Source organism: Actinospineispora spinosispora DSM 44797 (assembly GCF_000429025.1).
GTDB classification, from domain to species: domain Bacteria; phylum Actinomycetota; class Actinomycetes; order Mycobacteriales; family Pseudonocardiaceae; genus Pseudonocardia; species Pseudonocardia spinosispora.
In genome coordinates, this window is record NZ_KE386834.1 from 633,610 (window position 1) to 653,115 (window position 19,506).

At 69.8% G+C, this 19,506-nt stretch carries 23 protein-coding genes; 9 read left to right on the forward strand and 14 right to left on the reverse strand.

Annotated elements, in window-relative coordinates; translation table 11 throughout:
* Position 1: 1 nt before the first annotated feature.
* On the forward strand, positions 2–736 hold the full coding sequence (locus G406_RS0132295) for a FadR/GntR family transcriptional regulator (protein ID WP_028937006.1): 735 nt from the start codon (positions 2–4) through the stop codon (positions 734–736).
* Here the strand turns inward: G406_RS0132295 and G406_RS57440 are convergent, their stop codons facing one another.
* Positions 737–925, reverse strand: coding sequence for a hypothetical protein (locus G406_RS57440; protein ID WP_156935264.1), 189 nt, complete (start codon positions 923–925; stop codon positions 737–739).
* 176 nt (positions 926–1,101) lie between these two features.
* Here G406_RS57440 and G406_RS0132305 point away from each other — a divergent pair, with 176 nt between their 5' ends.
* Positions 1,102–1,524, forward strand: a complete 423-nt coding sequence (locus G406_RS0132305; RefSeq protein ID WP_028937007.1) for a VOC family protein — start codon at positions 1,102–1,104, stop codon at positions 1,522–1,524.
* On the opposite strand, the gene G406_RS51285 is transcribed toward G406_RS0132305, so the two are convergent.
* The 7 genes from G406_RS51285 to G406_RS0132340 all read right to left on the reverse strand — a co-directional run bounded on the left by G406_RS51285 (position 1,521) and on the right by G406_RS0132340 (position 7,905).
* Complete coding sequence (locus G406_RS51285) at positions 1,521–2,117, reverse strand: TetR/AcrR family transcriptional regulator (protein WP_084216514.1); 597 nt, start codon at positions 2,115–2,117, stop codon at positions 1,521–1,523. The two genes, G406_RS0132305 and G406_RS51285, sit on opposite strands and share 4 nt — an antisense overlap.
* Before the next feature lie 7 nt (positions 2,118–2,124).
* Positions 2,125–3,519: an ABC transporter permease gene (locus G406_RS54760; RefSeq protein WP_156935265.1), complete on the reverse strand. Its 1,395-nt coding sequence runs from the start codon at positions 3,517–3,519 to the stop codon at positions 2,125–2,127.
* Complete coding sequence (locus G406_RS51295) at positions 3,519–4,265, reverse strand: ABC transporter ATP-binding protein (protein WP_051342971.1); 747 nt, start codon at positions 4,263–4,265, stop codon at positions 3,519–3,521. The genes G406_RS54760 and G406_RS51295 overlap by 1 nt, the downstream gene beginning before the upstream one ends.
* Before the next feature lie 109 nt (positions 4,266–4,374).
* The gene (locus G406_RS0132325) at positions 4,375–5,016 is read right to left on the reverse strand and encodes a TMEM175 family protein (RefSeq protein WP_084216515.1); all 642 of its coding nucleotides are present in this window, start codon (positions 5,014–5,016) and stop codon (positions 4,375–4,377) included.
* Between the two features lie 89 nt (positions 5,017–5,105).
* Entirely contained in the window at positions 5,106–6,515 is a 1,410-nt protein-coding gene (locus G406_RS0132330; RefSeq protein ID WP_028937009.1) for an amidase, read from the reverse strand.
* An 86-nt stretch (positions 6,516–6,601) separates the two neighbouring features.
* Positions 6,602–7,126 (reverse strand): hypothetical protein, encoded by a 525-nt coding sequence (locus tag G406_RS0132335; protein ID WP_028937010.1) that lies wholly within the window; start codon positions 7,124–7,126, stop codon positions 6,602–6,604.
* Between the two features lie 38 nt (positions 7,127–7,164).
* Entirely contained in the window at positions 7,165–7,905 is a 741-nt protein-coding gene (locus G406_RS0132340; protein ID WP_028937011.1) for a DUF899 family protein, read from the reverse strand.
* A gap of 126 nt (positions 7,906–8,031) precedes the next feature.
* Between G406_RS0132340 and G406_RS0132345 the strand changes: the two genes are divergently transcribed.
* Entirely contained in the window at positions 8,032–8,550 is a 519-nt protein-coding gene (locus tag G406_RS0132345) for a winged helix-turn-helix transcriptional regulator (RefSeq protein ID WP_028937012.1), read from the forward strand.
* Between the two features lie 123 nt (positions 8,551–8,673).
* Here G406_RS0132345 and G406_RS51300 read toward each other — a convergent pair whose 3' ends face one another.
* From G406_RS51300 to G406_RS0132360, 3 genes are all read right to left on the reverse strand, one after another.
* A complete protein-coding gene (locus tag G406_RS51300) occupies positions 8,674–9,894 on the reverse strand; it encodes an FAD-dependent oxidoreductase (protein WP_051342972.1) in 1,221 nt (406 codons plus the stop codon).
* Between the two features lie 23 nt (positions 9,895–9,917).
* Positions 9,918–10,577 carry a DUF3159 domain-containing protein gene (locus tag G406_RS51305; protein ID WP_084216516.1) on the reverse strand — a complete coding sequence of 220 codons (660 nt, stop codon included), beginning with the start codon at positions 10,575–10,577 and terminating at the stop codon, positions 9,918–9,920.
* A 90-nt stretch (positions 10,578–10,667) separates the two neighbouring features.
* On the reverse strand, positions 10,668–11,156 hold the full coding sequence (locus G406_RS0132360; RefSeq protein WP_028937013.1) for a MarR family winged helix-turn-helix transcriptional regulator: 489 nt from the start codon (positions 11,154–11,156) through the stop codon (positions 10,668–10,670).
* Positions 11,157–11,293: 137 nt separating this feature from the next.
* Here G406_RS0132360 and G406_RS0132365 point away from each other — a divergent pair, with 137 nt between their 5' ends.
* A complete protein-coding gene (locus tag G406_RS0132365; protein ID WP_028937014.1) occupies positions 11,294–11,575 on the forward strand; it encodes a hypothetical protein in 282 nt (93 codons plus the stop codon).
* A gap of 43 nt (positions 11,576–11,618) precedes the next feature.
* Here the strand turns inward: G406_RS0132365 and G406_RS51310 are convergent, their stop codons facing one another.
* Positions 11,619–12,194 (reverse strand): TetR/AcrR family transcriptional regulator, encoded by a 576-nt coding sequence (locus G406_RS51310; protein WP_051342974.1) that lies wholly within the window; start codon positions 12,192–12,194, stop codon positions 11,619–11,621.
* Positions 12,195–12,360: 166 nt separating this feature from the next.
* On the opposite strand from G406_RS51310, the gene G406_RS0132375 reads away from it, so the two are divergent.
* Positions 12,361–12,777, forward strand: coding sequence for a tautomerase family protein (locus G406_RS0132375; protein WP_028937015.1), 417 nt, complete (start codon positions 12,361–12,363; stop codon positions 12,775–12,777).
* A gap of 55 nt (positions 12,778–12,832) precedes the next feature.
* The gene (locus G406_RS51315; protein ID WP_037079500.1) at positions 12,833–13,996 is read left to right on the forward strand and encodes a serine hydrolase domain-containing protein; all 1,164 of its coding nucleotides are present in this window, start codon (positions 12,833–12,835) and stop codon (positions 13,994–13,996) included.
* Here G406_RS51315 and G406_RS51320 read toward each other — a convergent pair.
* A complete protein-coding gene (locus G406_RS51320; protein WP_245607288.1) occupies positions 13,978–14,661 on the reverse strand; it encodes an SDR family oxidoreductase in 684 nt (227 codons plus the stop codon). The genes G406_RS51315 and G406_RS51320 overlap by 19 nt on opposite strands.
* Positions 14,662–14,853: 192 nt before the next feature.
* Here G406_RS51320 and G406_RS0132390 point away from each other — a divergent pair, with 192 nt between their 5' ends.
* The 3 genes from G406_RS0132390 to G406_RS0132400 all read left to right on the forward strand — a co-directional run bounded on the left by G406_RS0132390 (position 14,854) and on the right by G406_RS0132400 (position 18,349).
* Positions 14,854–15,693, forward strand: a complete 840-nt coding sequence (locus tag G406_RS0132390; RefSeq protein ID WP_028937016.1) for a helix-turn-helix transcriptional regulator — start codon at positions 14,854–14,856, stop codon at positions 15,691–15,693.
* Positions 15,694–15,819: 126 nt separating this feature from the next.
* Positions 15,820–17,337: a polyprenol phosphomannose-dependent alpha 1,6 mannosyltransferase MptB gene (mptB, locus tag G406_RS51325; RefSeq protein ID WP_156935266.1), complete on the forward strand. Its 1,518-nt coding sequence runs from the start codon at positions 15,820–15,822 to the stop codon at positions 17,335–17,337.
* Positions 17,338–17,449: 112 nt separating this feature from the next.
* Positions 17,450–18,349 carry an oxygenase MpaB family protein gene (locus tag G406_RS0132400; RefSeq protein WP_245607289.1) on the forward strand — a complete coding sequence of 300 codons (900 nt, stop codon included), beginning with the start codon at positions 17,450–17,452 and terminating at the stop codon, positions 18,347–18,349.
* Positions 18,350–18,376: 27 nt separating this feature from the next.
* Here the strand turns inward: G406_RS0132400 and G406_RS0132405 are convergent, their stop codons facing one another.
* Positions 18,377–19,498 carry an epoxide hydrolase family protein gene (locus G406_RS0132405; RefSeq protein WP_028937018.1) on the reverse strand — a complete coding sequence of 374 codons (1,122 nt, stop codon included), beginning with the start codon at positions 19,496–19,498 and terminating at the stop codon, positions 18,377–18,379.
* Positions 19,499–19,506 lie beyond the last annotated feature (8 nt).

The window sequence follows — 19,506 nt, forward strand, 5'->3', positions numbered from 1 at the left end:
GGTGGTCGGGGAAGAACAGTCGGGCGCGGCGGAACATGCCCTGCTGCGCCCGGTGCGCGAGGGCAACGCGTTCGAGGAGACCGTCGAGCGGCTCCTGCAGTTCGTCCGTCTCGGCGTCGTCGGGACCGGTGATCGGCTCCCCGCTGAGCGGGAGCTCGCCGTGCGGCTGCGGGTCAGCCGGGTCACCCTGCGTGAGGCCATCCGGGCGCTGACCGACTCCGGTTACGTCGAGTCCAGACGCGGCCGGTACGGCGGCACGTTCGTCGCGCAGTCGTTACCCGCGGCGCCGGGAGCGGACCTCGAGGCGCTCGTCCAGCGCATGGGCAAGGGGCTGGAGGACACCTTGACCATGCGGCAGGTACTGGAAGCCGGAGCGGCGGAGGCCGCCGCGGCCCGGACGCTCACCCGGGAGCAGCGACGACATCTCAGCGACCAGCTCGCCGAGACCTCCACCGCGAGCCTGGCCGAGTACCGGCGCCGGGACTCCCGGCTGCACCTGGCGATCAGCGAGATCACCGAGTCGCCCTCGCTGATCGCCGGGGTCGCCGACGCGCGCAGCCGCGTCAACGAGCTCCTCGACGCCATCCCGCTACTGCCCGCGAACATCGAGCATTCGAACGAACAGCACCGGATGATCGTCGACCGGATTCTCGCCGGCGACCCGCACGGCGCCCGGGAGGCGATGGCGGAGCACCTCGCCGGCACCGCGGCGCTCCTGCGTGGATTCCTGGCCTAGCTACTCGCCCATCGCCTCCGCGACCTCCCGCGACAGCAGCTGGTCGCCGCCGCCGATGCGCTTCCACTGGCCACCGCAGTCACACAGCCAGTAACCGTCCGATTCAGGTCGTGGAGCTGGGCCGGACACCCACACCGTGGGCTGGTGGCAGGACGGACAGGACGGAACGGAAGCGGTGTATCGAGGCACGGGGTGTGACGCTAGAGGCGAGGACCGACAGTTCGCCGGGCCGCACCGTGACGACTCGCTCGGCCGGGTGGATGTCGTACCGGGCCGGGTGTCGCTCGTTCGCGCGCCCCGGATGAGTCCGGGGAGTCTCATACTGACATCGCGCGCCGGCACCGGTATCGGCCAGACTGATCCACATGCCGATTCCCATCACCGGGTTCTCCCACGTCCGGATCACGGTCACCGACATCGCGCGCTCGCGGCGCTTCTACGACGACGTGCTCGGTCTTCCGGTCGCGTCCGACCTGCCCCCCGACGCCGACCAGAAGACCCGCGACGAGCTGTGGTGGCTGTTCGGCGGGGTGGTCTACCAGGTACCGGGCGGGTTCTTCGGGCTGCGGCCGGTCGCGCCGGCCGGCGACACGTTCAGCGAGGACCGCGCCGGGCTGGACCACGTCAGCTTCGCCGTGCCGAGCCGGGCCGACCTCGACGCCGCGGTCGCGCGGCTCGAGGAGCTCGGCGTCGCCCATGACGGGGTGAAGGACATCGGCATCGGATGCCTGCTGGAGTTCCGCGACCCCGACGGCATCGCACTGGAGCTCTGGGCCGACGCCGCCTAGGACCGGAGTACGGAGTTGATCGCGGCGGCGTAGGACGCGGTGTCCTCGGGCCCGAGCAGCAGGCGCTGCACGAGGAACCCGGGGATCAGGGCGAACAGCGGACGCGCCGCCGCGTCGGCGTCGATGTCGGCCGAGACGGTCCCTGCCGACTGGTGCCGGCGGACCAGCTCGGCCAGGCTCGTCCGGATCCGGGCGTACAGATCGGCGACGAGCTCCCGCACATCGGTGTTCTGCAGCGCCTCTGTCCAGACGTGCGCGGCGAGCGCGGACAGGTCCTGGTCGTCGTGGCTGACCCGGGCGAGCGTCGCGTCGATGATCCGGCCGATCGCGTCGCCCAGCGGGGGCAGCGGTTCGAGCGCGGCGGTCTCGTCGACGGCGTCGGCGATGCCCTGCACGGTGTCGCGCACGACCGCGAGCACGAGCTCGTCCTTGCTCCGGAACCACCGGTAGACGACGCTGGGCGACAGGCCCGCGGTGTCGATGACGTCGTCCATCGTGGTGGCGTGGAACCCGCCGAGTGCAAAACATCGGCGCGCCGCGTCCAGAATCTCCCGGCGTCGTCGCTGGATGTACTGCTCGGTCACTCGCGGCACGGCTCACCTAGTCTCGGTGGATCTTGACGGTGGCGTTCGTCCCCACCACCGGTGCGACACCCTGCCAGTCGATGACCGCGATCCGCACCGGGATTCGCTGGGTGCCACGTTCGTAGTTCACGCTGGTGTTGCGCGGCGGGGTCGAGGCCAGCTCGGAGCTGCTGCCCGCGTCGATCTCCCGGACGTAGCCGGTGAGGGTCCGCCGCTCCGCCGAGTCGAGGGTGAGGTCGACCTCCTGGCCGACCCGGACACCGCGCATGTCGGTCTCGTCGATCCGGGCGGTCACGTAGCTCTCGGACAGGTCGAACGCCACCGCGAGCTGGGTGCCGGTGCGCACGGTGGTCCCCTCGACCCCGACGTTCTGCACGACGGTGCCGTCGCGCGGGGCGCGGATGACCATCTGGGGCTTGGCGAACCGGCCGGTCATCTCGACCCGGCCGAGCACCTGGTTCTTGCGCACGGTGTCGCCTTCGGCGACCCGCCAGTCGATGAGGGTGCCCGACGCCGGAGCGAGCACGGGCGCTCTGTCGCCGTCGACCTGCGCGTTCTCCGTGGACACGTACCTGCTCGCGTCCACCAGGTACACGGCGGTCACCACGGCGGCGGTGACCGCCACGGCCAACGGAACGGCGCGGCGGCGGCGCCGCGCCTCAGCACTGAGATCACCGGTCCGGCGCCGCATCGTGAGCGCCGCCAGGAACAGGGTGAGCACCGCCGCCCCGGCGATGACCGACAGGTACCCGAGCAGATCGTCACTGATCAGCGACGTGCTGCCGGCTTCGTCCAACGCCTCGATGCTGTAGCTCAACGGCAGGGCGTCACTGACCCGCTCGAGCCACAGCGCCATCGCGTCGCGCGGGACGAACAGCCCGCCCAGCAGGATCTGCGGCAGCACGATCGCGGGCAGCAGCGGCACGACGTGGAGCTCGGCGAGGCTGCTGCACAGCAGTCCGACGGCCACCCCCACGAGCGCGCCCGCGACCCCGATCACTCCGATGACCACCGGCTGCGCCGGCGTGTACAGGTCCAGCAGCCAGTAGGCGGTCGTGCAGGTGATCACGGACTGGGCGACGGCGGCGGCGCCGAACCCGATCGCGTAGCCGAGCACCAGGTCGACGCGGGACAGCGGAGAGGCGAGCAGCCTGCGCAGCGTGCCGCCCCGGCGTTCCTTCAGCATGGCGACGCTGCTGAAGATGAACATCAGTGTGAAGGGAAGTACCCCGAGCAGCCGGCGGGCCACCCCGTTGAACGTCGGCTGGTTGTCGAACATCTGGTTCAGCACGAACAGCAGCAGGCTCGGGAGGATCAGCATCATCACCATGGCGCGTCGGTCGCGCCTGAGCTGGCTGACGACGCGGCCCGCGGTCGAGCCCACGATCTGGAGGGAGATCGGGCTGGTCATCACGCCACCTCGACAGGCGTGCGGTCGGCCGGGCGCGGCGACGGCGTGCCGCACAGCCGGACGAACGCCTCCTCCGGATGCGTCGTCCCGGTCCGGTGCAGAAGCTCGTCAGGAGTGCCGTCACCGATGACGCGACCGCCGTGCAGCAGCAGAACCCGGTCGCATCGCGTCGCGTCGTCGAGATCGTCGCCGGCGACGATCACGGTCGTTCCACGCACGGCCAGCGCCCCGAGCCTGGCCAGGAGATCGCAGCGGGACACCGGGTCGAGACCCTCGCCCGGCTCGTCGAGGACCAGCACCTGCGGAGCGGAGACCAGCGCGCAGGCGAGTGACAGGCGCGCCCGCAGCGGTATCGGGAGCGCTCCGGCGAGCCGGTCCGCGTGCTCGGACAGCTCGACCGCGGCGAGTGCCTGGTCGGCCGCCCGCCGGGACAGGCTCCACAACGAGGCGAAGTACCGGGCATTCCCGAGGACGGTCAGGTCGGGGTAGGTCGAGGTCGCGGCCGGCGCGTACCCGACCCGGTGCCGCAACGCGGGCGTCCCGGCGGGCGCGTCCAGCACCCGGACCTGCCCCGCGTGGATCTCCTGCGCTCCGACCACCGCCCGCAGCAGAGTCGACTTCCCACTGCCCCTCGGACCCAGGACTCCGATCAGGCAGCCGGCCGGTGCGGCACAGCTGATGCCGTGTAGAACTGTCCGGCCGCCGGTGGTCACGACGAGATCGCGGATCTCCAGCACGTGACCCATGTCAGCTCCCAGCCTCGGACTCAGCTCTTACAAACAGGAGTAAGCGTTACTGTTTGTGAGGCAAGGATGGCACTTCGGTGAGCCTTCTGTCAAGGAACGATCGTTACCGTTAACGCGGAGAGGTCCAGCTCCCGGGCCTGAGGTAGAAGAAGAGACACAGCACGACCAGTGCCATGCCGGTCACCGCGCTGGCCATCGCGACGGCGGCACCGGCGAGAAAGACTCCGAGGGTGGTCCACGAGCGCAGGCGCATGAACCGGCGCATGTCCTCGTCGCCCACCTGCGGGCGGTCCATCGCCTCCCAGCACAGCACGAGGTAGGACGCGTTCGTGGCGGCGAAGACGACGGCGTACAGGCTGACCGGCGCGTTCGCCAGATGAGAGTCCGCGACCCAGGAGGTGGTGAACGGCAGGAGTGACACCGAGAACAGGTGCGCGAAGTTCGCCCAGGTCAACCGAGGTGTCACGGCGGGCACCCGGCTCAGCAGGTGATGGTGGTTCAACCAGACGATCGCGATGAACAGGAAGCTCACGGCATAGCTCAGCGCGGTCGGCCAGAGCGGCACGAGGGCCGCGAAGGTGACCCCTCGCGGTGGGTGGAGCTCGAGGACCAGGATGGTGATGATCACCGCGAACACGGCGTCGGAGAAGAGCGCGACCCGGTGTGGCGGCGGCGCCGCGTCCCCGGTCGAGCCTCCTGTCGCGGTGGGGTCCGGTGTGGCGTGCGGCGTTGCGGTGATGAGCTCACTCATGGCTCATAACCTCTCAAACGAACTCGACCGGTTAGTGCTGCCGCTATGAAACCGCAGTCCTATCTAACCTGTCAAGAGAGTTTTAATGGTTAGAGATTGGGATGCCGGTCACGGACCGGGCTCAGCGACTCCAGGAGCGAGGCGAGGTGCAGGATCGTCGACTCGGCGTGCCAGCAGGCCGCGAGCTGCACCCCGATCGGCAGGCCGTCGCCGGTCGTGCCGAACCGCATGGACAGGGCGGGGAGACCGGTCAGGTTGAACGGGACGGTCGCCGACATCACGTGGAAGGCGCTCAGCGTCCGGCCGTCGAGGGTGAAGCGGGTGAGCCCGTGTGCGTGCGCCGGAATCGTCGTCACCGGGAGCAGCAGCGCGTCGTACCGCTGGAAGTAGGCCGCGAAACCGTCCCGGAGCCGCTCGACGCCCTGCTCGGCCCGGACGTAGTCCTCCACCGAGGTCTCCGGCGCGTCGCGCATGGCCTTGGTGGCCGTGAACATCTGCTCCTCGTGGCCCTCGGTGGCCTCGGCGTAGGGCGGTTTCACCTCCATGACGTGCTGTCGCGCGAAGAGGTCGAGAGGGTTGTCCCGCTCGAGCGCCGGAATCGTCACGGCCTCGACGTGCACCCCCGCTCCGCGCAGGGCGTCGGCCGCGGCCTGAACGGTCGCCGCGACCTCGGGGTGGACCGGGCCGAGCCCGGAGTCGACCAGCCAGCCGAGGCGGACGGTCCGCCCCGGCGAGGCGCCCAGTCCGGCGTCGAACCCGGCGGGGACGACGGAGGAGAAGCCGTCGAAGCCGTCCGGACCGGACAGGAACGAGTACGCCAACGCGAGGTCGCGGATGGTGCGGGCCATCGGACCGGCGTGCCAGTCACGGCGCGGCTCCCTCGGCCAGACCCCGGTCATCGGGATGCGCCCGTGCGTCGCCTTGAGCGCCGCGATACCGGTGTGGGCCGCCGGCCCGCGCACCGAGATGGCCAGGTCGCTGCCCAGCCCGATCGGTGACATCCCGGCGGCGATCGCCGCGGACTCCCCACCGCTCGAACCGCCTGCCGTGCGGCTGAGGTCCCACGGGTTGTTCGTCGCACCCGACAGGAGGTTGTCGGACTCGATCGCGTAGGAGAACTCCGGGAGGTTGGTCTTCGCCAGGAGGATCCCGCCGGCGCGCCTCATGCGGGCCACCGAGGTGGCGTCCGTGTCCGGGACGCGTCCGGCGAAGATCGGCGAACCGCGCTGGGTGAGCACGCCCGCGGTGTCGAACGAGTCCTTGACCGTGAAGGGGACGCCGTGCAGCGGCCCCACCTCTGCGCCCGACGCGAGCTGCTCGTCGGCCGCTCGCGCGGCCTCCAGGGCGTCGTCGGCGACCGTGACGATGGCGTTGACCTTCGGATCGGTGGCCTCGATGCGGTCGAGGTGCGCCCGCACCACCTCGACCGAGGACACCTTCCCGGTGCGGATCAGCTCCGCGAGCTCGGTCGCGTCGGACCGGATGAGATCGGTTGACATGGCTTCCTCTCGTGGACCGGTCTGCCGGTCACCACAGCACTGTTCGGGATGGATGCGTCGAGCTGGTTCGTCGGATGTGTCAGGTACTAGTGGGACGACAGCTCCGGCGGCGGTTGCGCACCCAGTGCCGACACGACCCCCGCCAGCTTGACGTCCAGCTCGCGCCCCACCTCCGCGATCCGGTCGTCGTCGAAACTGGCGAACAGCGTCCCGGGCTGATCGAGCACCAGGACCCCGTCACCGTTCTCGTCCGCCTGGATCAGCAGCCGCAGCGGGGCGTGGAGCATCACCGTGGGGTCGTGGCGGTACATCCGCTCGGCGATGACGTGGTTGCCCATGAGGTACTCGGCACAGGCGAAACGTGACCCGGACACGGCCATGAACGGCGTGACGTCGAGCTTGTGGAACCGGAAGAAACCCAGCGGAGCAAGCTTCTCGGCGAGAGCCACCACGTCATGCCATTCGGAGAGTGCGTGAAAGGGTGCCGGGTCGAGCTGTGGGACCGTGCGCTCGAACGCCGCGACCGATTCCTCATACGGCATGCCGAGGGGAATGGCGAGTCTGCGGACGGTGTGGGTGACCGAGCGGACGGGATGGCCGAATGGCGCCATGATCTCTCTCCTGTGTCAGATCTGTCGGATACGTCGCACTAGTACTGCAAGGAGGGATAAGCGGCGGCCTCACCGCGTCCGTCCGGTGTGAGATCGAGCGCACCCCAGATGAGCCAGATCGGGTCCATGGCGGTGGAGTCACCTCGGGCGAATACCTGCTCGCTCGTCCACCGGTGATGAATGGTGCCGCCGTCACGAGTGAACACGTGCAGGAGCGGAATCTGCACGCCGGCCGGTGTCTCGGAATGGTAGTCCCGGTTGAACGTGTTGTTCCGTGACGACACCAGGCGAACGTCGCGCCAGTCACGTTCCCTGGCGTAGGTGCCCAGCCGGGCGGCGTCGGCCTTCGCCACCACCACGAGGTTGATCCGCTCCGTGAGGTGGAAAGCGGCTCCCTCGAGCCCGTCCACGACCGAGGTGCAGGACGGGCACGGCTGCTCGACCAGCGGCAACGTCGCCGTCAGCCCATCCGGCGCGCCGGCACGCGGGTCCTCCGACCATCGCGGGAACATCATGCTGTAGATGACCAGGGTGTCCTTGCCCGGCGCGAACAGCTCCGAGAACCTGACCTCGCCGCCGTCACTCGCGGACTCGAAGACGTAGTCCGTCACCAGTGGTCCACCCGGGGGCAACGCGCGACGCTGGGTGGCGACCTGCTCGGTCAGCCGGCGAAGTCGTTCCTCGGCGTCGAGCAGCTCCTGGCGTGCACGGCGGTATTCCTCCGACTCGCCGGGAAATCGAACATTCGGGTCGACGAGCGTGTCCGACCACTTCTTCATGTCACGTGGTCCACCCACAAGCGCCACGATGTCCGCCCTTTCCTTTATTGGTTCATTGACCGAACTATCCCAGTACAGCACGGAGGAGAGAGTTCGGTCAATGAACTCTTTTGGTACGATGGGGTCATGGCGCTACCCAAGGTGTACGCGGGGCAACGGTGCTCGCTGTCTCGCACCCTCGAGATCGTCGGCGAACGCTGGACGCTGCTGATCCTGCGCGACGCGTTCTTCGGCGTGCGCCGGTTCGGCGACTTCGTGGCCCACCTCGGGGTCCCCCGTGCGGTGCTGACCGAGCGGCTGGAGGCCCTGCGTGACGCCGACGTGCTCGCGGAGGTGCGCGGGACCCACGGCTACCGCGAGTACGTCCTGACCGACAAGGGCCTCGGCCTGTGGCCGGTCGTGCGTGACCTGCTCTCCTGGGGCGACGAGCACTATTCGCCCCAGGGTGCGCGCCGGGTGTTCCAGCACGTGGAGGACTCCGGTCTGCTCATGCCGGACGGCCTGTGCGGCGTGTGCCGCGCCCTCGTCGACCCGTCCGAACTCGCGGTGCTTCCCGGTCCGGGCTACGACGAGGCCGGGGACGACGTCGTCAGCCAGGCGCTCCTCGGTGCCCACCGTCTGCTGGAACCTGTTCGCGGTAGATAACCCGGCCTCGCGATCGACCGCCCATGAGGCACTCCGACCGGGGGAGCCCCACCGGCGAGTCGGGAGTTTCAGCACGCTGAGTCGGAGCCGGCAGCACAGTAGAGGCGTGCCGAAACCGCAGACTCACCGTGCTCGGACGCCCGATTCGCCGAGCGGCGTGGCGCCGCGGACTCGCAGCAGGATGCGGAACAACAGCCGGGGCACCCTGGCCGTGGATGCGGCGTTACGGGCGTTGCGGGTGGACAGTGCCAGCGCCTGGTTGGCATAGGCGCGCATGGCCCGCTCGTAGAGGTCGACGGCCCCGACGACGGTGAGTTCGCCGTCGCGGGCGCGGATGAGTGCCCCGCACAGGGTGTCGGCATCGCGGAGGGCGGTGTTGGCGCCGATACCGGCCATCGGCGTCATGTTGTGGATTGCATCCCCGAGGAGCGTGACGGTGCCGGCGGGCCAGGCCCGGAGAACGGGCATGCTGCGCAGCGGCACGGTGGACAGGGTGTCGGCGGGTGTCGCGGCCACGGTGTGCCGTAGCCGATCGTCCCAGCCGGAGAGCCTGTCCAGTACCAGCCGGCGTAACCCGGTCCCGTCGAGCTTCTCGATGTCGAGCGGGTAGGTCTCCCGCGTCGCGGCGTAGGCCCAGACGACGTAGTCCTCTGCTTCGCCCGGGACCCGCCACGTCGAGGCGAACATCCAGCCGGGCCCCGCCGGAACGATGTTGTCGATCGACCCGTCGAGCATGTCGTCCGGGAGTCCGCACGCGGAGGCGACGGATGCCGGCAGGCGCCCCGCGATGTTCAGGATGCCCAGGTCCTTCCGCTGAATATGCGGAAGGTACTGGCGGCGAACCCGGGAGTTGCTGCCGTCGGCTCCGACGACGAGGTCGCCGACGGTCGACGACCCGTTGTCGAAGAAGACCTCGACCCGACCGTCGTCACGGCGGCGGTATCGGGTGAAGGTGTGGCCGAATCGCACGAGGCCGTCACGTTCGTCGTCGATGCCGTTCAGCAGTGCCTCGTGCAGGACCTGTCGACGCACGGCGCGACGGTGCGCGACCTGCCTGGCGGCCGCTTCCCGGTTGCGGGTGGCGAGCACCTTCAGTGACGGGTCGCGGAACCGGAGGACGTCCGGGGCCGGGGCGGACCCGGTATCGAATGCCGCCCACGCCTGTGGGCTCAGGCATGCGTGCAGAGCGCGCGCGCCGTTGCCGTCGACATGGATGCCGTAGGTGGCCGGTTGCCCGCCATCGCGCGGCCCGCGTTCGTACACCTCTGCTTCGATTCCTGCTCGGTGCAGCCCCTGGGCCAGGGTCAGCCCGCCCAGACCTGCTCCGATGATGATGACTCGCATGGCGGGGTTCCAGTCTGCTTCGGTCAGTCGCGGGAGAGACGGCGGCGTGCGGCGACGACGGTGAGGGCGACCAGGCCGGCGAAGACGGGGCCCGTCGCCACGTGCGCGACCGCGAGCACCGAGGGCTGGTCGGCCAGATAGAAGGTGGCCTGCAGGGCGAAGTTGACGATGTTGATGCCGACCGCGACAAGGGTCGACACGGTGTAGACGTGCATGAGTCCGCGATCCGTCCGCCAGTCGGCCGGACCCCCGACGATCCGGTTCAGCAGGATGCCGGTCGCCGGTCGTCGCACCAGTACCGAGCCCAGGCAGACCAGCATGATCACGCCGGGCAGCAGGGTCGGCAGGAGGAAGAACGCGCGGGCCTCTCCGGTCAGCGCGGCGACCGCGGCGCACGTCGCCGCCACTGCGAGGCCGACGACGGCGCCCTTCGTCGACCTGCCGCGAGCGACCCTGGCGGTGAACACCCCCACCGTGATGACGGCCAGGGCGACCAGGGCGGTCCACAGGTCGGAGAGCGCGTTGACCGCCACGAACGCGACGGTCGGCGCTGCCGTCATCAGCAATCCGGTCGCCCCGCCGGAGCCGGCCAGTGCTCGCCGGACGGCGGGGCCGAATGCTTGCGGTGGGTCGTCCCGGGCGCTTGGCGGTGCGGCGGCGGGGGGCAGTGGTCTGTTGGTCATATATGAGAGCGTTTCACATGAAACAATCTCACTCGATACAAATATCCTGTGGTGTGAGTCACTCCGGTAGCTCGTCCAGGACGGGTGACGTCAGCGAGTCACGTCGGGGTGGGCGAACTTGGTCAGCAGACCGACGAGGTCGGCCACCTCGCGCGGTTCGAGGTGAGCGACGAGATCATCCGCGATCGGCTGAGCGGGGCCGTGCGCGGCGTCGAACACGGCCAAACCCTTCTCGGTTATCTCGACCGCCCGGATCCGGCGATCGCCCGGAACGGGCCGTCGTACGGCGAGTCCGGCCTTCTCCAGATCGTCCACCCCACGCACGACGGTCGCTTTGTCCATCCCCGCGGCTTCGCCGAGGGCGCGTTGGTTCAGTCGCTCGTGCTGCGCAAGCTCGATCAGCAGTGCGAAGTGCCGAAGCTCCAGTCCGAACGAACGTGGGGCCGCCGCCAGCGCCGACGCGGCACGGTCGTGCGCTCGGCGCAGGAGCAGGCCGAGGGCGAAAGGCGAGCGGTCCCCGGGGCGGTCGGTCGCCCGGTCGATGGTCCGGTGGTCGTCGCCGGACTCCTGAGCGCTCATGTCGGAAACCCTAGTCCGAGACTCACTCGGCCACCGTCTGCTTCGGCCCAGAACGGCGCCACGTGCACGTCGGCCTCCCGGCGGTCCACGACGTCCATGCCGGGTTTTCCACCGGGCCCGCTGGGTAGTGCGCGGACATGGCCACCTCACGTCACAGCGAACCGGACGACCGTCGCGATGAGGGCCTCGAGCTCTCGCTGGGGGATGGCTTCGCGCGCACCCGGATCAGCGTCGAGCAGCTGTGGACCAGGCAGATCGGGCTGGGCGGCAACCTCACCCAGGACCAGCTCGAAGCCGGCCTCCACGACCAACGCTCACTCGGCACCTACGACCACGACGTGCTCGCCCAGGCGCTCAACGAGCAGCTGATGGACCAGGGCTACGTCAACCACCCCGTGTCCTACAGCGACCGCGGCTGACCACCTGCCGCGGAGTGGAACGGCGGGCCGGCCTCGCCGACGGTCATCTCAGTGCGCACGCGAGCTCGCGCAGCACGTCGGCGACCTGGTCGAACGGCTGTGTGCTGCGCAGGGACCGCGCAACGGTCAGCGCGCCGGTGAGAGCGGTGACGGTTGCGTTGGCGAGTACGCGTGACCGTTCGGGTGCCACCTGGAAGTCCTGCAGCCGCTGGGCCACGGCGTCGGTCCACTGCCGGTAGCAGTCGGCGGTTGCCTGGCGCAGCGTCTCGGAGCTCGCGGACATCTCCACGGCCACCGCCTGCACGGCGCAGCCCAGCTCGAAGTCGGATTTCCCCATGTCCACCGCGATCGCGTCGGCGAGCCCGCCCAGGAAGGAGCCTGCCGAGTCCGACCTGTCGGCCGCGCGGTGGATCAGGGAGAGCCAGGCCTGGTTGTGTCTGTCGATCACTTCCAGGCCGAGTTCCTCCTTGCCGCCGGGGAAGTGGAAGTACACCGAGCCGCGTGGCGTGTCGGTGAGGGTCCAGACGTCCCGGAAGGACGTGGCGCTGTAGCCGTTGCGCCGGACCAACTCCAGCCCGCCGGCGACCATCCGGTCACGGGTGTCTGCGCGAAGCCCCATTCCATGATGATATGCCAGTAGGCATAGCTGGATTGGGTGACCCGTCTGGTCTCGTCCCTGGTTTGATGATTATGTCTGTAGGCATACCTAGTTCTCGCGGCGGCAGGGTCGGTCCGGCCGTCGAGCGAGAGGTGGACCCGTCTCAGAGTGAACGAAAGGGCGCGATATGCCGGTCTACGAAGTACTCACGACCCAGGGCACGCTCGATGCCGAGAAGCGGAGCGCGCTGGCCGCCGAGATCACCAAGGTGCACACCGAGGAGACCGGCTCCCCGGCCGCGTTCGTGCAGGTCGTCTTCCCGGAACTACCGGCCGGCCACTCCTACACCGCCGGCGCCGAGGCCACGCCGCACATCATCCGAGGTCAGATCCGCGCCGGGCGGGCACCGTCGGTCCGTCACGCGATCATCACGCGGCTGTTCGACTTCTACGCCGAGCTCACCGGGGCGTCCCGGATGAGCATCCTGGTCGCCGTGCTCGATGTGCCCGCGCAATGGGCGATGGAGGCCGGTTACATCCTGCCTGAACCCACCGAGGCCGAGGAGGCAGCATGGTTCGCGCGCCTCGACGCCGCCCAGGCCTAGGCGCTGGTGAGCGCGCACCGGTTCCAGCGGATGACAACGTGACCGGGAGGCCACTGTGAGCACGTCGGACATCGACCGCGTCCTGCGGGATGCGGTGGCCGAGGAGGCGGTGCCGCACATCGTCGCCACGGTCACGGATCGTTCCGGCACCGTGTACGCGGGCGCGGCGGGCTCCGTGACGCCGGGCGGGTGCGAGTCGGTGGCACCTGATTCGCTGTTCCGGATCGCGTCCATGACCAAGATCGTCACCACTGTCGCGGCGCTGCAGCAGGTCGAGCGCGGCAACCTGGACCTCGACGATCCGGTGGACGCCTACCTGCCCGGATTCGCCGACCTCACCGTGCTCGACGGATTCGACGGCGATCGCCCGCGGATGCGGCCGCCCGCGCGTCGCGCCACGGTGGGCCAGCTCCTCACCCACACCAGTGGCCTCGGCTACTGGTTCTGGAACGCCGATATCCAGCGCTGGGAGACGCTCACCGGGACCGCCAACGCCCTCGGTGGTGACCGTGACGGCTTCTTCTCCGCTCCGCTGGTCGCCGACCCCGGCGAGCGCTTCGAGTACGGGATCAGTACGGATTGGCTCGGCCAGGTGGTGGAGAAGGCGAGCGGAACCTCCCTCGACGACTACTTCCGGCGCGAGGTGTTCGAACCGCTCAAGATGCCCGACACCACGTTCACTCCCGATGCCGAGGCCCGGAATCGTCTGGTGCCCCTGCACGCGAGGACCCCTGACGGTGGGTGGCAGGCGATCGACCTCGACCTACCGCAACCGCCGCCCTGGTACTCCGGCGGACACGGCCTCTACAGCACCCCGAACGACTTCCTCCGGCTGCAGCGGGCCCTGCTCAACGGCGGCTCCCTCGACGGCTCGGCCGTCCTTCGACAGGCGACCGTCGAGTCGATGTTCAGAAATCAGCTGGGCACGCTGAGCTTCCCCGCGCACATCCCGACGGCCGACCCCGTGGTCGCCTCCACCTGGGACGGACCCAGCGGACTGAAGTGGGGATACGGGGTTCTGCTCACCACCGAGCAGGAACCGGGGTACCGGTCGCCGGGAAGCGGCTCCTGGGCCGGGTTGTTCAACACCTACTTCTGGGTCGATCCCGGCTCCGACCTCACGGGCGCGATATACAGCCAGTTCGTGCCGTTCGCCGACCCGGCCATTCTGGGCGTGTGCCGAGACGTGGAGAAGCAGGTCTACCGCACCCTGCGGTGAACCATGGGGTCGGCTGCGTTGAGGGTCGAGACGACCTCGTCGTAGTCGCCCCTGGCCTCGCCGTAGCGCAGGAACTTCACCCGCTCGACCTGGATCTCACGGACGTCGGGTCGCGTCTCGATGATGCTCATGACTTCGGCGATGAACTCGTCGAGCGGCATCGCGGCGTCGTTGTCCGCCTGGCCGGGCAGGAGGTCCGTCCGCACCGAGGGCGGCTCCAGCTCGGCCACGCGCACCGAGCTGCCGGAGAGCTGCAGGCGCAGCGACTCGCTGAGCATGTGGATGGCGGCCTTGGACGCGTTGTAGCTCGGTGTCGCCGCGAGCGGCGTGAAGGCGAGACCCGACGAGACGGTCATGATCGTCGCGTCCAGCCGGGCCCGGAGGTGCTCGACGAACGCGGCGATCAGCCGGATCGGACCGAGAACATTGGTCGTCACGACGTGCTCGGCAGACTCCAGGAACGTCTCCGGGCGGTGCCAGTCCTCGACCCGCATGATGCCGGCCATGGTGATCAGCACGTTGAGATCGGGGAAGCGGGCGATCACGTCCTTGGCCGCCGCCTCGATGCTGCCGGCCTCGGTGGTGTCGATGCGGACGGTCTCGACGCCGGGGTGCTCCGCCGCGATCCTCTCCAGCAACTCGGTGCGGCGGCCACCGACGATCACGGTGTTACCGCGCTCGTGCAGAGCGAGGGCGAGTGCAAGTCGAGGCCGCTGGTGGCGCCCGGGATGAAGACGGTGTTTCCGGTGATGTCCATGCGCCGAGTCTCGATCCGCGCGAAAGCGGGCGGCAGAGACCGTTCATCGGGGGATCGGCGATCCCTGGTTGGCAGTGGCACGTCCGCCCATACTGGTCGGGTGGATCGTGCGGAACTTGCGGCCTTCCTGCGCCGTCGGCGGGAAGCGCTGACGCCCGAGGACGTCGGCCTGCCGGTGGGCGCGCGCAGGCGCGCGGCCGGGCTGCGGCGGGAGGAGGTCGCGTCGCTGGCCGCCATGTCGACGGACTACTACACGCGCTTGGAACAGCAACGCGGCCCGCAACCGAGCGAGCAGATGTTGGCCTCACTGGCCCGAGGGCTCAGGCTGAGCAGCGACGAGCGTGACTACCTGTTCCAGGTCGCCGGTCGCAACGCCCCCGCGTCGAGGGTCGCCGCCACGCACGTAGCGCCGGCGCTGCGGCGGGTACTGGACCGGTTGACCGACACGCCAGCGCTGATCCTGTCCAACCTCGGCGAGACCCTGGCGCAGAACCGGTTCGCCGAGGCACTGTTCGGCGACTCGTCACGGTTCACCGGTCTCGCCCGCAGCGGAATCTACCGTTGGTTCACCGACCCCGACGAGCGGCTGATCTACCCCGAGCACGAGCGCGACCGACAGAGCCGTGCCCAGGTGGCGAACCTGCGCGCCGCGCACGCCGCGATGGGCCCGAGGTCGCGGGCAGGTGAGCTGGTGCGGGCGCTGCTGCGGCGGAGCGTCGAGTTCACCGACATCTGGGGACGGCACGAGGTCACGAAGCGCTTCGAGGACCACAAGGTGCTCGTCCACCCGCAGCTCGGCGAGATCGAGGTGGACTGCCAGGCATTGTTCACCGAGGACCAGTCGCAGGCGCTGCTGGTGCTCACCGCCGCGCCGCGCTCGGAGGCATTCGACAAGCTGCAGCTGCTCGGTGTGCTGGGCACCGAGAAGTTCATCAGCTGAACCTCCCGGACGGTCTCCCGACCCGGGCCCTCGGGGCGACGACCCGTTCGAGTTCTCCGCCAACTTTCCGCGCTGGTCTGCCCCGGAAGAGTGGCCGGCGGAGCCGATGCGACCATAACCGGCGAGATGACTTCGCAACCGCAGCTGTCGAGCGCCCCTGTCGAGCCCCTCGCTCCCGAGGCGATGGGCACACCCGTCGTGAGGTACGGCTGGTGGCAACGTTGGTCCGGCAGTCCCGGCCGCGCGCCCCTGTTGCTCGGTCTCCTGGGCAGCGCGACCGTGGCGGTGGGTGGTGTCGGCGCGGCCGGTGTGCTGCGCCACGACCCGGTGCTGTCCGGCACGATCTTCTCGGCGTGGCGGTTCGGCCACGGCTACAACCTGGCGGTGATGGCCACCTATCTCGGGTTGGCGCTGTCGGTGTGGGCGTGGGTGCTGCTGGGGCGCGACGTACTGGCCCGGCGGGCCGGCGGCCGAGCGGTCCTGAGCACGTCGTTGGTGTGGCTCGCGCCCATCGTGGTGGCCCCGCCGCTGTTCACCAGGGATCCCTACAGCTACCTGGCGAACGGCGCGGTGGCCTTGAAGGGCCTCGACCCGTACGTGGCCGTCCCGAACGTGCTGACCGGTCCGATCGCGGACAACGTGCACTGGTTCTGGAACGCCACACCGGCGCAGTACGGACCGCTGTTCGTCGGTCTCGCCAAGGCCGTCGTCGCGGTGACCGGCGAGAACATGATCGCCGGCGTGATCGCGATGCGGCTGCTCATGTTGGTCGGCCTTGCGCTGTTCATCGCGGCGGTCCCGGGTCTGTGTCGGCACCTCGGCGGCCGGCCGGCGATGGCACTGTGGGTCGCCGTCGCCAACCCGGTGATGGTCTTCGTTCTGGTGGGCGGTCCGCACAACGACCTGCTCGTCGTGGGTTTCCTCGCGCTCGGATCGCTGATGGTGCTCAACCGTCGGCACGCGGTCGGCATCGCGCTGGTCACCGCCGCCGCGGCGGTCAAGATCACCGCGGTGTTCCTGCTGCCCTTCCTCGTTCTGGTGTGGGCTGCCCGGCTACAGGGCAGCGAACGGGCGCGCATCATCCGTGCCGGGCTCGCCGGCATCGCGGTCTTCGCGGCCGTCATGGTCGCCTGCTCGGTTCTCACCGGCCTCGGCTTCGGCTGGCTGACCGCGTCGAGCGCGCCCACCACGATCATCAACTGGATGTCCCTGCCCACCGCGGTCGGTCAGTTGTTGCACACCATCGTGACCTGGATGTTCGGCCCAATGATGGACACCGTGTTCATCGCGGTCCCGAGGATCCTGGCGATCCCGGTCTTCGGGTACTGCGGGGTCAAGCTCTGGCTGGCCGCGCGGGTCGGCGGCGTCGAAGCGGTACGCAGGGGCGCCTGGCTGCTCATGCTGTTCGTGGTGTGCGCCCCGGCAGTGCTGCCCTGGTACCCCGCATGGGGCATGGCGCTGCTGGCAGCCGTGGTGTGGACCGAACGCGGCCTGCAGCTGGTGGTGCTGGTGTCCTGCTTCCTCGTCGCCTGCATGTTCCCCTCCGGCGAGGTCGCCCTGTACGCCTTCGGCTACCTGATCATCGTGATGGCCTGCGCGGTCGTCGCGGCCCGCGCACTGCGTGCCCCGAACCGTCCCGGCTGACCTCGAGAGCGACCGCGCTCCGGTAGACTGGCCGGTGGCTCACTGGGCGCTGTGCCGAACGTGCCACCGGCTCGCGTGAGCTGTCCGAGCACCACGGCGCGGGAGGTACTCGGTGAAGCACGTTCCACGACCACTCGCCCTGCTGGCGGCGGGCGGCGTCCCTGACCTCGCCGCGTTGCGCGGTCGGATCGGCGAGAGCCTGTTCGCCAGGGTCGCCGGGCCGGACGGGCCACGCAACCGCGCCCGCATCCATGACAGCCCGGGACCCCGATGGTTCGGGCCCGACCGGCCGATACGCCGGGTCCACGGCGACGCGGCCATGTTCATCGGCGGTCTGCGCGCACTTCTGCTCCAGTCGCTGCATCCGCTCGCGATGGCCGGGGTCGCCGGACATTCCGACTACCGGGGTGACCCGTGGGGACGCCTGCAACGGACCAGCACGTTCCTCGCGGTCACCACGTACGGCACAGCCTCGGACGCGCAACAGGCCGTCGACCACGTCCGTGCCATCCACACCCGCGTCAACGGGCTCAGCCCCGACGGCCTTCCCTACAGCGCCGGTGACCCCCACCTGCTGAAATGGGTTCACATCGCGGAGGTCGACAGTTTCCTGCGCAGCTATCAGCGCTACGGCGCGGGTCACCTCGACCAGAGCGACCGCGACGGCTACGTCGCCGACACCGCACACGTCGCCGGCGCCCTCGGTGTGATCGACCCGCCGCGCGACGAATACGAGCTGCGCGCCGCGCTCGCCGACTATCGACCCGAGCTGCGCGGGACGCCGGCGGCACGCGAGGCGGCCAGGTTCCTGCTGTACCGACCGCCGCTCCCCATCCTGGCACGCGCGCCCTACGCGGTGATCGCCGCCGGTGCGGTGGCTCTTCTGCCGCCGTGGGCGCGAAGTCCCCTGCGGCTGCCTTACCTGCCTCTCGTCGAGGACACCGCCGTCAACTACGCCTGCCACACCCTCGTACACGGTCTCCGGTGGGCCATGCACTCACCGCGTACCTGAGACAGGACGGGGGGACGGGACGGACGGTCAGCGGACGAGGCGAAAGAACCCACGCACCTGCTCGACCAGCGACTCCGGCTGCTCCAGCGCCGCGAAGTGACCACCTCGCGGCAGCTCGGCGAACCAGCGCAGGTCGGTGAACCGCAGCTCGGCCTCCCGCCGCGACGGGCGGGTGATGTCGCGCGGGTAGACCGACAGCCCGGACGGCGCGGTCACCTTGTCCCGGAAGCGGCCGAAGCTCTCCCAGTACAGGCGCGCCGATGACGCGGCCGACGCGGTGAACCAGTAGACCGAGATCTCGTCGAGGAGCTTCTGGCGCGACACCGCGTCCTCGGGGTGGCCGTTGTTGTCCGTCCAGGCCCAGAACTTCTCGGCGATCCAGGCGGCCTGGCCCGCCGGGGAGTCGGTGAGGCCGTAGCCGAGTGTCTGCGGCCGCGTCGCCTGCTGGCCCGAGTACCCCCGGCCGGTGCGCTGGAACTCCTTCTCGGCCTCGAGGTTCGCCAGCTCCGCCGGCGTCGGGTCGTCGAACGTGCCCGCCGCAACGGACCCCATGTTCAGGTGCACGCCGGCGACCCGCTCGGGCGCCACCTCGCCCAACGCGCCGGACACCGCCGAACCCCAGTCGCCGCCCTGCGCGCCGTACCGCTGATAACCCAGCGAGACCATCAGCGTGTCCCAGGCGCGCGCGATGCGCGTGACACCCCATCCGGTCGTCGTCGGCTTGTCGCTCCAGCCGTAGCCGGGCAGCGACGGTGCGACCACGTGGAACGCGTCCGCCGGGTCCCCGCCGTGCGCGCGCGGATCGGTCAGCGGGCCGAGGACCTCCAGGAACTCGAGCACCGAACCCGGCCAGCCGTGCGTGAGCACCAGCGGGAACGCGTCCGGCTCGGGTGAACGGACGTGCAGGAAGTGGATGCCCAGCCCGTCGACCGTGTCGCGGTACTGCGGGAAGACGTTCAGCCGCTCGGCGAACCCGAAGTCGTAGTCCTCGGCCCAGCTTCGGCACAGCTCCCGCGCGTACGCCAGCGGCAGTCCCTGCGACCAGTCGTCCACCGGTTCGGGCTCGGGCCACCGCGTCCGGCGCAACCGGTCACGCAGGTCCGCGATCTCGGCTTCGGTGATGCTGACTACGAACGGTTCGGCGGCCACAGCGGGCT

Excerpts from the sequence above, each read along its gene's own strand:
- G406_RS0132305 (WP_028937007.1), top strand. The coding sequence starts at position 1,102 with ATGCCGATTCCCATCACCGGGTTCTCCCACGTCCGGATCACGGTCACC.
- G406_RS54760 (WP_156935265.1), bottom strand. The coding sequence starts at position 3,519 with ATGACCAGCCCGATCTCCCTCCAGATCGTGGGCTCGACCGCGGGCCGC.
- G406_RS51295 (WP_051342971.1), bottom strand. The coding sequence starts at position 4,265 with ATGGGTCACGTGCTGGAGATCCGCGATCTCGTCGTGACCACCGGCGGC.
- G406_RS0132325 (WP_084216515.1), bottom strand. The coding sequence starts at position 5,016 with ATGAGTGAGCTCATCACCGCAACGCCGCACGCCACACCGGACCCCACC.
- G406_RS0132330 (WP_028937009.1), bottom strand. The coding sequence starts at position 6,515 with ATGTCAACCGATCTCATCCGGTCCGACGCGACCGAGCTCGCGGAGCTG.
- G406_RS0132335 (WP_028937010.1), bottom strand. The coding sequence starts at position 7,126 with ATGGCGCCATTCGGCCATCCCGTCCGCTCGGTCACCCACACCGTCCGC.
- G406_RS0132340 (WP_028937011.1), bottom strand. The coding sequence starts at position 7,905 with ATGAAGAAGTGGTCGGACACGCTCGTCGACCCGAATGTTCGATTTCCC.
- G406_RS0132345 (WP_028937012.1), top strand. The coding sequence starts at position 8,032 with ATGGCGCTACCCAAGGTGTACGCGGGGCAACGGTGCTCGCTGTCTCGC.
- G406_RS51300 (WP_051342972.1), bottom strand. The coding sequence starts at position 9,894 with ATGCGAGTCATCATCATCGGAGCAGGTCTGGGCGGGCTGACCCTGGCC.
- G406_RS51305 (WP_084216516.1), bottom strand. The coding sequence starts at position 10,577 with ATGACCAACAGACCACTGCCCCCCGCCGCCGCACCGCCAAGCGCCCGG.
- G406_RS0132360 (WP_028937013.1), bottom strand. The coding sequence starts at position 11,156 with ATGAGCGCTCAGGAGTCCGGCGACGACCACCGGACCATCGACCGGGCG.
- G406_RS0132365 (WP_028937014.1), top strand. The coding sequence starts at position 11,294 with ATGGCCACCTCACGTCACAGCGAACCGGACGACCGTCGCGATGAGGGC.
- G406_RS51310 (WP_051342974.1), bottom strand. The coding sequence starts at position 12,194 with ATGGGGCTTCGCGCAGACACCCGTGACCGGATGGTCGCCGGCGGGCTG.
- G406_RS0132375 (WP_028937015.1), top strand. The coding sequence starts at position 12,361 with ATGCCGGTCTACGAAGTACTCACGACCCAGGGCACGCTCGATGCCGAG.
- mptB (WP_156935266.1), top strand. The coding sequence starts at position 15,820 with ATGACTTCGCAACCGCAGCTGTCGAGCGCCCCTGTCGAGCCCCTCGCT.